At 56.3% G+C, this 15,123-nt stretch carries 18 protein-coding genes; 14 read left to right on the top strand and 4 right to left on the bottom strand.

What is annotated here, in order from left to right; genetic code table 11:
* Window positions 1-80 precede the first annotated feature (80 nt).
* Genes JYE49_RS08555 through JYE49_RS08545 form a run of 3 tightly spaced genes read left to right on the top strand, consistent with a single transcriptional unit; the run spans window position 81 to window position 4,866 of the window.
* Window positions 81-770 carry an ABC transporter ATP-binding protein gene (locus JYE49_RS08555; RefSeq protein ID WP_093957104.1) on the top strand — a complete coding sequence of 230 codons (690 nt, stop codon included), beginning with the start codon at window positions 81-83 and terminating at the stop codon, window positions 768-770.
* The gene (locus tag JYE49_RS08550; RefSeq protein ID WP_093957105.1) at window positions 767-3,559 is read left to right on the top strand and encodes an ABC transporter permease; all 2,793 of its coding nucleotides are present in this window, start codon (window positions 767-769) and stop codon (window positions 3,557-3,559) included. The genes JYE49_RS08555 and JYE49_RS08550 overlap by 4 nt, the downstream gene beginning before the upstream one ends.
* 8 nt (window positions 3,560-3,567) lie before the next feature.
* Complete coding sequence (locus tag JYE49_RS08545) at window positions 3,568-4,866, top strand: COG1361 S-layer family protein (RefSeq protein WP_093957106.1); 1,299 nt, start codon at window positions 3,568-3,570, stop codon at window positions 4,864-4,866.
* Window positions 4,867-4,942: 76 nt separating this feature from the next.
* Here the strand turns inward: JYE49_RS08545 and JYE49_RS08540 are convergent, their stop codons facing one another.
* Window positions 4,943-5,737 (bottom strand): alpha/beta fold hydrolase, encoded by a 795-nt coding sequence (locus JYE49_RS08540; RefSeq protein WP_179217305.1) that lies wholly within the window; start codon window positions 5,735-5,737, stop codon window positions 4,943-4,945.
* Window positions 5,738-5,861: 124 nt separating this feature from the next.
* On the opposite strand from JYE49_RS08540, the gene JYE49_RS08535 reads away from it, so the two are divergent.
* The 9 genes from JYE49_RS08535 (at window position 5,862) to JYE49_RS08495 (ending at window position 11,243) form a co-directional block, all read left to right on the top strand.
* Window positions 5,862-6,299 (top strand): YunG family protein, encoded by a 438-nt coding sequence (locus JYE49_RS08535; RefSeq protein ID WP_093957108.1) that lies wholly within the window; start codon window positions 5,862-5,864, stop codon window positions 6,297-6,299.
* A gap of 113 nt (window positions 6,300-6,412) precedes the next feature.
* Window positions 6,413-6,655 carry a DUF3781 domain-containing protein gene (locus JYE49_RS08530; RefSeq protein ID WP_430384031.1) on the top strand — a complete coding sequence of 81 codons (243 nt, stop codon included), beginning with the start codon at window positions 6,413-6,415 and terminating at the stop codon, window positions 6,653-6,655.
* A gap of 4 nt (window positions 6,656-6,659) precedes the next feature.
* Complete coding sequence (locus tag JYE49_RS08525) at window positions 6,660-7,106, top strand: C15 family peptidase (protein WP_093957110.1); 447 nt, start codon at window positions 6,660-6,662, stop codon at window positions 7,104-7,106.
* Between the two features lie 18 nt (window positions 7,107-7,124).
* On the top strand, window positions 7,125-7,595 hold the full coding sequence (gene rpiB, locus JYE49_RS08520; RefSeq protein WP_093957111.1) for a ribose 5-phosphate isomerase B: 471 nt from the start codon (window positions 7,125-7,127) through the stop codon (window positions 7,593-7,595).
* On the top strand, window positions 7,595-8,521 hold the full coding sequence (locus JYE49_RS08515; RefSeq protein ID WP_283399370.1) for an NAD(P)H-dependent oxidoreductase: 927 nt from the start codon (window positions 7,595-7,597) through the stop codon (window positions 8,519-8,521). The genes rpiB (JYE49_RS08520) and JYE49_RS08515 overlap by 1 nt, the downstream gene beginning before the upstream one ends.
* A gap of 74 nt (window positions 8,522-8,595) precedes the next feature.
* A complete protein-coding gene (locus JYE49_RS08510) occupies window positions 8,596-9,642 on the top strand; it encodes a GGDEF domain-containing protein (RefSeq protein ID WP_179217306.1) in 1,047 nt (348 codons plus the stop codon).
* A 40-nt stretch (window positions 9,643-9,682) separates the two neighbouring features.
* Window positions 9,683-10,009 carry a MazG nucleotide pyrophosphohydrolase domain-containing protein gene (locus JYE49_RS08505; RefSeq protein ID WP_093957268.1) on the top strand — a complete coding sequence of 109 codons (327 nt, stop codon included), beginning with the start codon at window positions 9,683-9,685 and terminating at the stop codon, window positions 10,007-10,009.
* A gap of 20 nt (window positions 10,010-10,029) precedes the next feature.
* Window positions 10,030-10,758, top strand: coding sequence for a class I SAM-dependent methyltransferase (locus tag JYE49_RS08500; RefSeq protein ID WP_093957113.1), 729 nt, complete (start codon window positions 10,030-10,032; stop codon window positions 10,756-10,758).
* Between the two features lie 20 nt (window positions 10,759-10,778).
* Entirely contained in the window at window positions 10,779-11,243 is a 465-nt protein-coding gene (locus JYE49_RS08495) for an HD domain-containing protein (protein ID WP_093957114.1), read from the top strand.
* A gap of 6 nt (window positions 11,244-11,249) precedes the next feature.
* Here the strand turns inward: JYE49_RS08495 and JYE49_RS08490 are convergent, their stop codons facing one another.
* The 3 genes from JYE49_RS08490 to JYE49_RS08480 all read right to left on the bottom strand — a co-directional run bounded on the left by JYE49_RS08490 (window position 11,250) and on the right by JYE49_RS08480 (window position 13,748).
* A complete protein-coding gene (locus JYE49_RS08490; RefSeq protein ID WP_093957115.1) occupies window positions 11,250-12,047 on the bottom strand; it encodes an HAD hydrolase family protein in 798 nt (265 codons plus the stop codon).
* Window positions 12,048-12,159: 112 nt separating this feature from the next.
* Window positions 12,160-12,999, bottom strand: coding sequence for a metal ABC transporter permease (locus JYE49_RS08485; RefSeq protein ID WP_179217307.1), 840 nt, complete (start codon window positions 12,997-12,999; stop codon window positions 12,160-12,162).
* Window positions 12,999-13,748, bottom strand: coding sequence for a metal ABC transporter ATP-binding protein (locus tag JYE49_RS08480; RefSeq protein ID WP_093957117.1), 750 nt, complete (start codon window positions 13,746-13,748; stop codon window positions 12,999-13,001). Before JYE49_RS08480 ends, JYE49_RS08485 begins: the two co-directional genes overlap by 1 nt.
* 98 nt (window positions 13,749-13,846) lie before the next feature.
* On the opposite strand from JYE49_RS08480, the gene rpiB (JYE49_RS08475) reads away from it, so the two are divergent.
* Both rpiB (JYE49_RS08475) and JYE49_RS08470 read left to right on the top strand, forming a co-directional pair.
* A complete protein-coding gene (gene rpiB / locus JYE49_RS08475) occupies window positions 13,847-14,305 on the top strand; it encodes a ribose 5-phosphate isomerase B (RefSeq protein ID WP_093957118.1) in 459 nt (152 codons plus the stop codon).
* 34 nt (window positions 14,306-14,339) lie between these two features.
* Window positions 14,340-15,110: a ParA family protein gene (locus tag JYE49_RS08470; RefSeq protein ID WP_093957119.1), complete on the top strand. Its 771-nt coding sequence runs from the start codon at window positions 14,340-14,342 to the stop codon at window positions 15,108-15,110.
* Window positions 15,111-15,123: the final 13 nt, after the last annotated feature.

Raw genomic sequence — 15,123 nt, 5'->3', positions numbered from 1 at the left:
GTTTCTTACGAAAGTGTAAGGTTAAAGTCACTTGAAAGTAAGGTTCATTTGGTATGGTTGTTCCCGAGGAGGAATGAATGATGGAGATTATTCGTTGTGAAGAGCTTATGAAGACCTACGGGAATAACAGCGCCGCGGTGCATGCCGTGGACGGTGTGAACCTCTCTTTTGAACAAGGTACTTTTACCGCCATTACCGGTAAGAGCGGCAGCGGCAAATCCACCCTGCTTCATCTTCTTTCCGGTCTGGACAGACCGACTTCCGGTAAGGTGATTTATCAGGAAAACAACCTGTTTCAATATAATGACAATCAGCTGTCGGTGCTGCGGCGCCGCCGCTTCGGCTTTGTGTTCCAGGCCTACAACCTGGTGCGCGAGCTGACCGCACAGGAGAACATCCTGCTGCCGGTCATGCTGGACAACCGCAAGCCGGACGAAGAGTACCTGAAACGGCTGACAGACATGCTGGGTATTGAAGACCGGCTGAACCACCTGCCCGGTGCCATGAGCGGCGGACAGCAGCAGCGGGTCTGTATTGCCCGTGCCCTGGCCAATAAGCCCGCGATCCTGTTCGCCGATGAGCCTACCGGTAACCTGGACGGAAAGACTGGCCGGGAAGTGCTGACTCTGATGCGTACCATCAGCACTGAGCTGGGCATTACCATGATCCTGGTGACACATGACCTGGGTGTTGCGGAACAGGCAGACAGGATTATCCGCCTGGAAGACGGCAAAGTGGCGGAAGACAGCGGTGAGGGGGCTTCCTTATGAAGAACCTCACATTAAGCAGGGTTGCCAGGGCGAATATCCGGGTGAACCGGAAAGCCTATGTCAGCCTTTTTGTCGGTATCCTGCTGGCGGTTTTCCTGGCCACGGCCACGAGCCTGTGCGCCTGGGGAACTGTACGCGGACATGAAGAACAGATGGCCCAGCGCGTCGGCTGGATGGATATGTTTGAGCTGGGAAACTACGGCCCGACGGATGACCAGCTGCGCAACTGCGGCTTTTTCCAGCGGCTCGGCCACGTGACAGTTGACGCAACCGTGAAGGACAGCAAGATCTGTACCGGCTATTATGACGAAGAAGCTGAAAAGCTGATGAACCGGGTCCTGATCGAGGGCCGTATGCCGGAAAAACCGGGAGAAATCGCCGCGGAACAGAGCGCACTGGTCCGGCTGGGCGTGGACAAGGCATCTGTCGGCGATACGCTGAAGCTGACGATGACCCCGATCCACGGCGAGGAAGAGGAAAAGAGTTTTATACTGGTCGGTATCCTGAATGAGCAAACCACCTATCTGGAGATGCGTCTGGATGAGGAAGGAATGCGGTTCCCGGCCATGCTGGTTTCCCCTGAGGAAACCTATAAAGTGGGCAGCAAGGTTGTTCACCGTGTGCTGACCTACGCCCCGCTGATCACCTTTAACCAGGTGGTCCGGAACTGCCCCCTGGCGCCTGAACTGAATGTGTATACGTACACCTACGGCGTCAGCCGGGAAACCGGTGAGGCGGTTTATGACGACTCGGGTTACGCCCGCGCAAGGAACCTTATCAGCCGGATTGCCCTATGGGTTGTGCTGGGCGCAGCGCTGATGCTGTCCGCCTGCGTTGGAATTACCACAGCGATGGAAAGCCTGCTGAGCCGGAAGAACGAGGACATCGGCATGCTGCGCGCCATCGGCGCCACCCGCAGGCAGGTCCGCCGGATCTACGGCGCTGAAGCCTGGATGCTGACAGCGACCGCGCTGCCTGCCGGCCTGCTGCTGGGTATTATCGTGACCTGGATTATTTCCATGCTGGCCCCGGATCAGGTGGTTTTCTCCCTGAACCTGTGGCTGCTGATTCCGATCCTGTGTATTTCCGGACTGTGCGTTTTTGTTGCCTCCCGCCTGCCGCTTTACCACGCGTCGGCCCAGATGCCCATGGGCGTGCTGCGGGACACCGCGCTGCTGCGCCGTGCCGGAAAAGTGCGGAACCACATGGAATTCAAAACGGACCGGCTGATTGCCGGACGCCGCGTGCGGCTCCATCCCCTGCGCCAGGCAGGGACTGCCGGCATGATTGCCCTGACCCTGCTTTCCACCCTGCTTCTGGGTGAGGTGGTACTGGGCATCCGGCAGCAGAACAACGACACCCCGGCGTTTGAGATGAACGGCCCCTATGACAGCGCATGGGTAACGGATCCTTTTTCCCAGCCGTCTTCCGACGCGGAAGAGATCCGGTATGAAATGCGGAAAATCCCTTCCTATGAAGGCGTTACCAAGGTGCAGTCCGTTACATACCTCAATGCCAACCTGCTGATGCCTGAGGTGCCGGATTATTTCAAAACCAGGAAAGTCGACACAGTCGGGTCGGACGGTGAACATATCGTCCACTCTGTCGGCACCATGCATGGAATCGGATCCGGAAATGACTGGCTGTTCATGAACGATGAGGAACTGGCGGACGCCCGGGCCCGGAGCAATGAAGACTGGGGCGCGCAGGAAGCGGTCCAGAACGTGGAACGGATGGACCTGATTCGCAGCCAGCTTGGCATTACGGAAACCATTGTGCCGATCACTGTCCAGGTGCTGGACTGCGATCCGACGGCATTCAGGGAATATGTTACAGACGGCTCCATCAATCCGGAAAAGCTGGACAGCGGGGAACAGGTGCTGGTTTACGCTCCGAATCTTTGCGCCAGGAAGACTGAAAACGGCGGTCTTGCAATGGAAACATTCTCCCGGATAGATGAAATCAAGGACAAAGAATGGGATATAATCATTCAAAATGACTATTTCAAACAGGGCCTGCAGCTGAGCCTGCTGGAACTGTCAGGGAGAAAAGCAGACGAAGCGCCGATGACTTACGACATCGGCAGTGAATGGAAAGACTGGTACCAGTCCATGGATTGCGTCCGAGCCGAAACCAAAGTGGGTGCGGTGCTGGGCAGTGACGCCCATATCGACGGGATTTACCTGAGCGGGATTACCGTGATCCTGACAGACAGGGGCGCACAGGCCATGGGCCTGAAACTGCCCAATCCTTCGTACGCGGAAGTTTTCTGTTCCAGGAAACTGACAGAGGATCAGGAGGCTTTCATTGACAACCAGCTGAACCAGATCGCCACAAGGGGCTTCATGATGGTGGATAACCAGCTTCAAACTGCCCGGACAAAGCAGGCCAGGAAGATCCGTGAGATTGCGATTCTGACCGGCATGATCCTGCTGTTCTTTGCCGTATCCGTGTTCATGCAGGTGACGGGTGTTTCCCGGCAGATCCGGTCCGATACCCGGATGATCGGCACACTGCGTGCCGTGGGTGCGGACCTGAGGACGCTGGTCGGCTGCTACCGCCTGCCGGTCTGGGCCTGCGCGGGCGCCGCACTGATTCCGTGCCTGCTGTTCTACGCAGTCACCGAATTCAGGACGTTCAGATTGTTTACACATAACCATCCGGTGATTATGATCCCGGTTTTGATTGTGCTGGCTGCCTGTGTGGCACTGGCCTGTACCGCAGGTATCCGCAGCAGGCTGATCAAGGTTGCCCGTCAGCCGATTGTCGAGAATATCAGGGAGTTGTAACAGATAATATGAAAAAGAAGAGACTGTTCGCGGTCCTGCTGACCGCTGTGCTTCTTGTACCCATTTTCGCCGCCTGCGGCGAGGGTGCACCGGCCCTCAGCCTGGATGAGAACAGGATTCTCCGGGGGATGGACCGGTCCTGGTACCAGGGATATGAAGCTTCCACAGACAGAAACAAATGGAGCCTGATCCTCCCCATCAGGACAGAAGGGGAAGTTGAATCCGTTATGGCGGAACTGCAGGTGAAAAACCCGCGGGTGACGCCTTTCAAATCCCAGGATATGACGGTGGAAGCCCATGAAGATGAAGAAACAGGCATCTGGGAGGTTCGTTTCACCCTGTCCATGCTGTCCAACCTGAAAAATGCCGACTATCCCTGTGTGATCCGTGTGACGGCGAAAGGCAGGGACGGACAGGAACAGAGCCTGGATATTCCCTATACCGTCCGGGTACGGGGCAACGAAGAAGCCCTGGAAAAACCCCGGATCAGTATAAGCGACGTACAGGCTGACCTGTCTGTCGGCGAGGATGGCGAAGTGAAGCTGACGCTGACCAACCCCTGCGCTGCCACGGATATTGAAAATCTGGAACTGAAGATCAGTGACGAGGCAGGACATATCCTGCCCCGGGACGCTGAGAAAGTGTACCTGGGCAGCCTGCCCATCGGCGAGAGCATCACCGTAACCTATCCGGTCACCGTAGTGCAGAAGGCCACGGTCGTACCGCACATGCTGAAGATGGCAATGACCTGGAATGCGGTGGGTGCCGAGGCCAGCTATGAATGCAGCAATACAGTGGCCGTGCACCAGTCCATCCGGATGGAACAGGGCGGGATCAGGATGGCTCCGTCTGTCTATGCCGGAGACTCCGTAACCCTGACGCTGCCGCTGATGAACATGGGCAAGGCGGATATTGTGAATGTGATGGCCACGGTTTCCATGCCCGGCATTACGGACAGGCAGAGCGTACTGGTGGGTACCATCCAGCCCGGAGAAACCCGGCAGGCGCAGCTGATCCTGACAACATCCAAGGATGTCACCGGTGAATATACCGGTACCGTGACCGTGGACTGCACGGATGAAGACGGCAATCCGGCTTCTCTTGAACTGCCGGTAAACCTGAAGGTCGATCCGCCGCTCAAGAAGAACACAGAAGAGAAAGCGGAGGGAGAGAACGAAAAGAAAGAAAAAGTCTCTCCGCTGACGATTGCACTGGGCGGAGGATGCGGCCTGCTGCTGATCCTGCTGGTGCTTCAGGGCGTTATCCTGAGACGCAAACTGCACAGGCTCGAAGAAGACAAGCTGTAAAGCAGGGCCTTTCATATAGATGGGTATACCCAAAGGCACCGGGACAGTTCAACTGCCCGGTGCCGTCTTTTTATATTCAATACTTTTGAAGGAACCGATCCGCTTCATCGGCCAGCTCTTCCGGAATATCCGTATCAATATTGTGGCCGGAGCGGGAATACATGACCAGCCTGCAGTCCGGCAGGCAGCAGGCGGTGCGGGTCATCAGCGCGGGGGTGCTGATGGGGTCGTCCGTGCCGCCGAGGATCAGGGTCGGGGTCTGCAGGGAACGGAGTACCTCGCGCAGCCTTTCTTCCGTACCACAGCACATAAGGGGACGGCCGTAATCCACCTGCTTTTCCAGGGGATCCGCTTTCGGCAGGCTCTTCAGCCAGGCTTCCCGCTTTTCCCTGCGGGCCAGGCGGTCCGGATCGTCCGTGGGCGGATCAAAGGGCGGCGGGGCGGAGATCAGGCCCTGCAGAAGCATCTGGCGGTAGGACATGACTCCGGCTTCCAGACTGTGGGGGCCGGGGACGACAGCTACGAAGGCTTTGACCCTCTCCGGGTAACGCCAGAGCAGATGCCAGCCAATACCTGCTCCGTGGGAGGCACCGAGATAGAAGAAACGGTCCAGGCCCAGGGAATCCGCCAGGACGATGACATCCCCGGCAAACACGTCATACCAGCGTTCTCCATAGTCCTCCGTCACATAGGAGGAAGGGGCAAAGCCCCGGAGGGTCAAGCAGTATACATGGTATCCTTTTCGGGCCAGGGCCTGCTGCAGTCCGTCCGGATAGAAAAGCCCGGCCATGGCGGAAAGAACCACCCGGCCGCCGGTGCCGAATTCCTCGTAGTGCAGACGAAGGCCGTCCTTTGTGATGAGTTCGCCCATTATGTGCTGCTCCTTTGGTTGTTTATATGGGGTATTATACTTCAAAAGAACGCACCGGAAAAGCTTGCTTTTCCGGCGGCTCATGCGGTATGATGCGGATAACAGGCGGAAGGGGTGATAAGGCATGAAGTACGGCTTCTATGGATGGGAACAGGCGCTGGTTCCGGCAGTGAACCGGGAGTACCCGGGGATCGGGACACCCAGGGACCTGTATGAAGCCCTGTGGAACGTGTGGACAAAAGAAACCTGCGCACCCCGGATGCAGAAGGACTGGAGCAAAGAAAACCGGACGCTGGGTCAGTGCTCCATTACCGCCTTCCTGGCACAGGATATTTTCGGCGGAAAGGTCTTTGGCGTGCCGCTGGGGGACGGGAATTATCACTGTTTCAATGTGGTCGGCGACTGTGTTTTTGACCTGACCAGTGAGCAGTTCGGTGACGAGAAGCTGGACTATTCCCTGCTGCATGAGCAGACGAGGGAAGAACACTTCAGGAAGCGGGAAAAGTTTGAAAGGTATGAGAAACTGAAGGCGAAGCTTTCTGAATTCAGAATTCAGAATTAAGAATTCAGAATTAATACTGCGCCGACAGGCAGGACATAAATTCATAATTCACAATTCATAATTATTTTGGTTATACCAATTGGACAAATCCATTCTGTGAGGACAGTTTAATGATGAATGTGTTGATTGAGAATCTTGAGCGTATTCACACAACGGAGATGGGTGTGGAGAGGATCAGGAGAAACCTGGGCCTGGGGGAGCAGGACGTGGTTGCCTGGTGCAGGGAAAAGATTCAGGATTCCAGGGCTGAAGCAGAACGGAGAGGAAAGAACTGGTACATCCGGATCGACGGCTGCGAGATTACGGTCAACGCATACAGCTACACGATTATTACCGCACATAGGATAAAGGAATGAACGCATGAACTGTACTTTGCTGATCGGATTCAAAGGGAGGAATAACCTGTCCGGGGAGCTGGTGAAAGCGCTGGGACGGGATTATTGCCTGCTGACCAATTCCTTCGGCGGGGTGAAGAAGGATATTGACGCCATTGACGCGGCATATGACAGCGTCATACTGTTCGGTGTGGATAAGAACCTGGCGGGTACGGTGAGGATTGAAAGAACAGCGGAGAAGGACGGCATCAGGTGTTCGTCAAGGCTGGATTTGGAAAGAATGACGGACGGCTTCCGGGAAGCCGGGCTGGAAGCAAAGGTCTCTGAGACGCCGACGGCCTATCTGTGCAACGAAGCATACTGGCATCTGCTCCGGAAGTTCAGCGGAAGAGCGGTGCTGATCCATATTCCAACGATGAAAAACGCTGATGAGTTTTTTGTGGTAAAGGTGCAGCGGGCACTGGGTTTTTGAGACGGAGGTGTATACGTCGTGATTGCACTGGCTTGTGACCATCATGGGGTGGCACTGAAACAGGAACTGATGAAGATGCTGGATGAGATGGGCCTCACCTGGAAAGACTTTGGCACCTATGACGCCAACAACCCGGGCGACGATTATCCGGTGTACGGATACAAGGCCGCGCAGGCGGTGGCTTCGGGCGAATGCGACCGGGGAATCCTGCTGTGCGGCACGGGCATGGGGATCAGCATTGTGGCGTGCAAGGTCAGGGGGATCCGGGTATGCACCTGCAGCGACGTGTACAGCGCGGAGATGAGCAAACGCCACAACAACAGCAATATCCTGACCATGGGTGCACTGGTTGTGGGGAATGAAAAAGCGAAGATGATAGCCCGCAGCTGGCTGAATGCCGAGTTTGAAGGCGGCCGCCACCAGCGGCGGATCGATATGATCGAAAAGATTGAGAACGGGGAAGACCCGGAAATGGAAAAGGGGAAATAATGAAGGCACTGATTGTATACTGCCACCCGTCGGAGGATTCCTTTACCCGGCATGTGCGGGACGCGTTTATCAAAGGAATCACGGATGGGGGAAATGAATATATCCTGTCTGACCTGTATGCCATGGATTTCAGGACGGATATGTCTGAAAAGGAATACCTCCGGGACGCCAATTACAGAAACACAAACGACCTGGCGGAGGATGTACTGGCAGAGCAGGATAAGATCAATGCGGCGGATGCGATTGTACTGATCTATCCGGTGTTCTGGACGGAAGCCCCGGCGAAGCTGGTGGGCTGGATTGACCGGGTGTGGTCTTACGGCTTTGCCTACGGCGAGAAACGGATGAAGACACTGGACAAGGCGCTGATCCTGTGCACAGCGGGCAATACGATGGAACGGCTGGAAAAGTTCGGCCTGCTGGACAGCATGAAGAAAGTGATGTTCGGCGACCGGTTCTTCAACCGGATCCGGAAGCAGGAGTTTGTGGTTTTTGACGGGATGACCAGGGAACTGGCACAGCGGGAGCAAAACTGGGAACAGAACCTGGCAGAAGCCTACGAGAAGGGCAGAACCCTGTTTGATGACAGGGAGGAACCGTTCTCCGTGGACGGCCGGCTGTTTACCGCAGTAGAGAACTCTGAATCCGGAGAGGTTTCCGATCAGACGATCTTCTGCTATCACCAGAAAGGGAACGTGATCTGGGCGGAGTATTCCGGCGGAAGCGTCGTGAAAGGGTTCCTTGTGGGAACCATGGATGAGAAGCAATGCCTGCATTTTACCTATCAGCACATCAATACAGCCGGGGAACTGAAGGCCGGATCCTGTGACTCTGAACCGCAGGAGGAAAACGGCAGGCTGCGGTTTTATGAAAAGTGGCAATGGACGACGGGCGAGGCGGGAAACTCTATCATTGAAGAAATCTGACAGCAGACACGACTGTACACAGAACAGAAAGAGGCATCCGCATGTTTAAAGAGTACTTATTGCAGAATTGGGTTTTGATCCTTATTCTGTTTGCGTATGCGGTTGCCCTGAAAATGACGGTTTCGCTGGCACCCAGAAGCATCAAACGAATGTATCTGCTGATCGGTGAAATCTTCCTTCTCTCCATTGTCGTGTATGTGGAGTTTTACCTGGCTGACCGGGGGTTGAACCGGGAGCTGCGGGTTGTGCTGATGGCCCTCCGGTACAGTGCCACGCCGATTATCATCGCGCAGGTGCTTTATACGATGAACAAGGAACTGCACAGGTATATTTTTATTCCCGCAGCCCTGCATGGAGTTATCAATTTCATTTCCATCTTTACCGGGATTGTTTTCCGGATTGACAGCGACAATGTATTCCGCCGCGGACCGCTCGGACTGCTGCCCTACATCATGGCGGGGGCGTACTGCGTCTTCCTGATCTACATTCTGTATACCCGCAGCAATAAGAAACTGATAGAACTTTCCCCGATCGGCTTCCTCTGCTTTGCGTTCGCACTGGGACTGTTCCTGCCGTTTGTGTTCGGCAGTGCCTACTCCCAGATTTTCTGCGCAACCATCGCTATTGCCCTTTTCACATACTATGTGTTTTCCGTTCTCCAGGTAACCCGGAAGGACCTGATGACAGGCATGCTCAACCGTTCGGCCTATTACGCGGATATATACAACAATCCGGAAGATATCAGCGCCCTGGTCTCGCTGGACATGAACGGACTGAAAACCATCAATGATACCGACGGCCACGCGGCCGGTGACGATGCGCTGATCACCCTGGCGATTTGTTTTATGCGTGCGCTGAAACGCAGGCAGGCCGGATACCGGGTGGGCGGCGACGAGTTCATTATCGTCTGCAGGAAATGCACGCGGGACGAGGTGCTCCAGCTGATTGAACGCATCCGGGCCAATGTGGCGGAAACGCCCTACAGCTGCGCTGTCGGCTTCAGCTATATCAGCGAAGGAACGAAGGATATAGACGCGCTGCTCCGGGAATCAGACGCCATGATGTACGCGGAGAAAGCACAGTATTATGAAAGCACCGGGAAGGACCGGCGGAAGAACTGAGACGGTGCCGCCCCGGCAGCCGGAAAAGAGGAACAGATTCATGAAAGATTTCAGTATCCAGGAAATGCAGGAGATGCAAAAGCAGCTGCAGGAACAGTACAAAGGCAAATGGGAACCGATCGGACCGGAGACCGGGAAGAACAAGCTGCTCTGGATGATCGGGGAGACCGGCGAAGTCATCGACATCGTCAAGAAAAACGGCGGCACAAAAGCGGCGCAGGATCCTGAACTGCGGAAGGATCTTGTGGAAGAGATGGCGGACGTGCTGATGTATTACAATGACGTGATGCTCTGCTACGGCATCACACCGGAAGAGCTGAAAGCGGCCTATACAGAAAAGTTTGAGAAGAACATGAAGCGCTGGTAAAGCAAACATGAGGTAAAACAGTGGACAATGTATTTGAACAGGTGGAAAAGAATATAGACAACCTGGTCCTGGGCAACGCGGACTGGACGGCATCCGCCACAAAGGAAGAGCTGGAAGCGGCCCGAAAAGGGGAACTGCATTTGCGCTTCTGGAACGGGGAAGTGCCGGCAGAATGGCTGCGTGATATCAAAGGGAAACGGGTGCTGTGCCTGGCGGGTGCCGGCGGGCTGCAGGCGCCGCTGTTTGCCTGCGCCGGGGCAAAGGTAACGGTGATTGACCTCTCCGGCGGGATGCTGGAGAAGGACCGGGCAATCGCGGAACGGGAGAGACTGGACATTGAGATCGTGAAAGGTAACATGTGTGACCTGTCCCGGTTTGCGGATGCATCCTTTGACATGATCTTCAACCCGCCGTCCCTGATGTATATCCCGGACGTCAGCGTGGTGTTCCGGGAATGCTTCCGGGTGCTGGCCAAAGGCGGGGAGCTGATGATCATGGCGCCGGCTCCCATTAACTATATGTGCGACTGGGCGGAGAATGAGCAGGGCGGCTATTACAAGACGGTTCACCGGGTGCCATGCTGTACCCGGGAGTACGATGATTCCGAGTGGATCGAGTACGGCCACACCATGGAGGAATACCTGGGCGGAATGATCCGATGCGGTTTTGTGCTGAACGGATATCTGGAGTGCCAGGGCGAGGATATTACAGAACTCAATTTCCTGGCGAGGGCAGTGAAACCTGAATAAACAGAGGATGATCATTAAAAATGGAAAGAATCGGAGCGGTCCAGGCCTGCGTGGACAAAATCGTAGCGGCACGAACAAAAGAGATTGATATCAAATTCGGCTATGTGCATCTGTACAGCGTATCGCAGACCTGTGCGCTGCTGGCAATGAAACGGCAGCAGAACGTGGAGCTGGCCGCGATTGCCGGCCTGCTGCACGACATCTATGCCTACCAGACAGGAAACAGGAAGGATCATGCCCATCAGGGTGCTGCTGCGGCAAGGAAGATCCTGCAGGAGCTGAATCTGTTTTCAGAAGAAGAGATTGATATGATTTCGCATGCGATTTACCGTCACAGCGATAAAGACGAGGTTGATTCACCCTTTGACGAGGTGCTGAAGGACGCGGACGCGCTGCAGCACTTCCTGATTATGCCGCTGGTTGCTCCTGCACCGCATGAAGCGGCCCGGGTCAGCAAGCTGAAGGAAGAGCTGGGAATCCAATAAAACATATTATTCATCCGCTATGATCCCGAAATGGATCATGGCTTTTTTAATGCCGTCGTCCTCCGGACGGGCGGTGGTCCAGGAGCAGGCAGCCTTCACATCCTCCGGGGCATTGCCCATGGCGATGCTGTGGCCCACATGCTCAAACATGGTCATATCATTCCGGCTGTCACCGAAGGCATAGCAGTCTTCGAAAGCGACGTTCAGCTTCTGCCGGATGACGTCAATGCCGGTTCCTTTGGAATAGGCGGCGGGGATCACTTCCCAGCCTCCCTTGCCCCGGTCGATGGCGGTGTAGGGCAGGCCGACAGCGGCAGTTGCTTCCTCCAGCCGGTCGATCAGATCCCGGGTGTCGGAAAAGCAGAACATTTTGACCGCCCTGAATTCTGGATCTGTTTCGGTGACGTCCCGGTCGATCCCGTTTTTCCGGGCATAGTTCCGGAAAATGGGAATGGCGGGATGGGCAGGAGAGAGCGGGTCAAAATACATGGCGGTATCGCATTCATAGACAACCGGTATTTCCAGGTCCAGGAAGACCTGACGGAGGCGGAGGGTCCGGGCCGGGTCATATTCCATGCTCTGCAGCGTTTCACCCCGGAAGACAATCCGGGTGCCGCAGCCCATGATCCAGCCGTCCACCGGGAAACCGTCCAGGCGGTGATCCAGGTTGCAAAGGGTCCGGCCGGTATTGATGAAGATGAGGTGACCGTTCTCATGCGCTTTTTCCAGGGATGGCAGGACGGAGGCCGGCAGCTTCCGGCTGTCGTCAAACAGGGTTCCGTCGATATCGAAAAACAGCAGCATGAATACCCTCCAAAGGTCAGGAATGAGTCTCTATTGTAGCCGGATTGGCGATTCTTTTCAACAAAAAACGGAGACCGGACAGGTCTCCGTACAGGACAATTGTTTATGTGCTTTATTTCCGGATGCCCCTGACAGCCAGGGAAACGGCATAGCACAGGGCGGAAACCAGCACGATGGACGCGCCGGCACTGGTATCCAGATAATAGGAAAGGGTCAGGCCGAGGAGGCCGCTGAAGAGGGCCAGGACCACGGACCAGACCGCATGCTGGCGGGAGGACCGGGCGAGGTTGCGGCCTGCGGCGGCCGGCAGGATCAGCAGGGCATTGATCAGCATGACACCGACCCAGCGGATGGAAAGCATGACCGCGACCGCGACCATGACCACGAAGGCGCATTCCACCAGGCGGGTTTTAATGCCGCGGCTGCGGGCCAGGAAACTGTCCACGCTGGTGAGCAGCAGAGAGTTATACAGCAGGGCCCACAGGATCAGCGTGCCGATGAGGGCCAGCAGCAGCCAGAGCAGGTCGGAGGGGGTGACAGCAAGCACATCGCCGATCAGCAGGGAAGAATACTTCGCAAACTTTCCGCCCCGGGCGAGGATCAGCAGACCCGCAGCCACGGAGGTGGAGGAGAATACGGAAATGACGGTATCGGTGGAAGCGGAGCCGGACTGCTTGATGACGCAGATCAGGATGGCCCAGATGATCCCGAAAACCAGCATGGCAACCAGATCGTTCCGCAAGCCGAGGATGATGCCCAGGCCGATACCGGTGAGGGCGGAATGGCCCAGCGCGTCTGAGAAGAAAGCCATCTGGTGATTGACCGCCATGGTGCCCAGCAGGCCCAGGAGCGGGGTCAGCAGCAGGATCGCCAGGAAGGCGTTTTTCATGAAAGAGTACTGATAAGCCTCCAGCGGGAGGATTGCACCGAGGATGCTGTAGATCGTATCCATCATTCCGCCTCCTCTTCTTCACCGCTGTAGCCGAATACGGCAGAAAACTCCGGAGAGGAGAAAACGCTCTCAGCGGAGCCCTGGGCAAGGACTGATTTGTCCAGCAGGACCACATGGTCGGCGTATTCCCGGACAAAGCGCAGGTCGTGACTGACCAGCAGGATGGCCATGTGATGGGTCTGCTTCAGATCCAGAAGCGTATCCAGGAACATTTTCAGGCCGTTGCGGTCGATGCCGCTGACCGGTTCATCCAGCACCAGCAGGTCCGGCGCGGGATTCATGGCCAGGGCCAGGAGAACGCGCTGCAGTTCACCGCCGGAACAGCGGCCCAGGGGCCGGTCCGCCAGATCGCCGGCATTGACGGCGGCAAGGGCTTCATCCACCAGCGCACGAGTCTTTTTGCCGACGCCGGTCCAGACCGGACGCTTTGAAAGAGAGGCGGCCATGAAATCCCGGACTGTGAGGGGCATTTCCCGGTCAAACTGCAGATGCTGCGGTACATAGCCGGTCCGCAGGTGAGGAATATCCAGCCCGCGGCCGTCCACATGACGAATCAGGCCTGTGTGGGGAAGCTCTCCCAGCAGGGCGCGGATCAGTGTGGTTTTACCGGCACCGTTCTGGCCGATGAGTACGGTGAGCTGTCCGCAGTGGATGTGCATGGACACATCCTGGAGCAGGGTCTGGCCGCCGCGGCGGACAGTAATCCGGTCCAGATCGATGTGACAAAGCTCGCAGTGATGCAGGGGCATTGATCTTCCCGCCTCCTTGAAATTCAGCGCATGATGATGTATTATAGCATAGATTCCTATGCGAAGGAATATTATAAGGAAACGGGAGCGTATACGTCATGATTGCACTGGCTTGTGACCATACCGGAGTGGCCCTGAAACAGGAACTGATGAAGATGCTGGACGAGATGGGACTCGCCTGGAAAGACTACGGCAATTATGATGCGAATAACCGGGATGACGACTACCCGGTATACGGATACAAGGCTGCAAAAGCCGTTGCGGACGGCGAATGCGACCGGGGTATCCTGATCTGCGGCACCGGCATCGGCATCGGCATCGCCGCCGGCAAGGTGAAGGGCATCCGCGTCTGCACCTGCAGCGACGTGTACAGCGCAGAACTGAGCAAACGGCACAACAACAGCAACATCCTGACCATGGGAGCCCGGGTGGTGGGCACAGAGCTGGCGAAGATGATCGCGAAGCACTGGCTGACCGCCGAGTTTGAGGGCGGCCGCCATCAGCGGCGCATCGACATGATCGCGAGGATTGAAAACGGAGAAGCTCCGGAAGCGTAAACCGCTGTCCGGAGCATGTTATGAAAGGCAGAATATGGCGAAGATTATCGCAATTGCGAACCAGAAGGGCGGCGTGGGTAAAACAACCACAGCCGTGAACCTGTCCGCGGCCATTGCGCAGGCAGGCAAAAAGGTCCTGATGGTAGACCTGGATCCCCAGGGAAACACAACCAGCGGCTTCGGCAGGAGCGTGAACGAGCGCAGCTCGGTTTACGACGCGCTGATGGGCCGCGCGGATCTGAAAAACTGCATTCAGGACACGGATATCAAAAAGCTGAAGCTGATCGGATCGGACATCCGCCTGGCGGGCGCCGAAGTGGAACTGGTCAGCGTAAAGGACCGGGAGTTTTTCCTGAAAAAGCTGCTGGGCGTGGTGCGGGATGATTATGACTTCATTTTCGTGGACTGCCCACCGAGCCTGAGCCTGCTGACACTGAACGCCATGGCGGCAGCGGACAGCGTGCTGGTGCCGATCCAGTGCGAGTATTACGCGCTGGAGGGCGTGACCAGTCTGATGAACACCGTGAACCGGGTGAAGCACACCTTCAACCCCAGGCTGGAGATCGAGGGCATCCTGCTGACCATGCTGGACGGCCGGACAAACCTGGGCCTGCAGGTGGTGGACCAGGTTAAGAAGCACTTCAAGAAGGCGGTGTTCGCGACCACGATCCCGCGGAACGTCCGCCTGGGTGAAGCACCCAGCCATGGAGAACCGATCTGCATTTACGACCCGCGGAGCAGCGGCGCCCTGGCCTATGAATCCCTGGCCAAGGAAGTACTGTCCCGCAACAAGAAAAAGAAGTAAGCAATAGGAGACT

It is taken from the genome of Aristaeella hokkaidonensis (assembly GCF_018128945.1).
In the GTDB taxonomy this organism is placed as follows: domain Bacteria; phylum Bacillota; class Clostridia; order Christensenellales; family Aristaeellaceae; genus Aristaeella; species Aristaeella hokkaidonensis.
The sequence above is the reverse complement of the archived record's forward strand: the minus strand, read 5'-3'. Positions and strand labels throughout refer to the sequence as shown.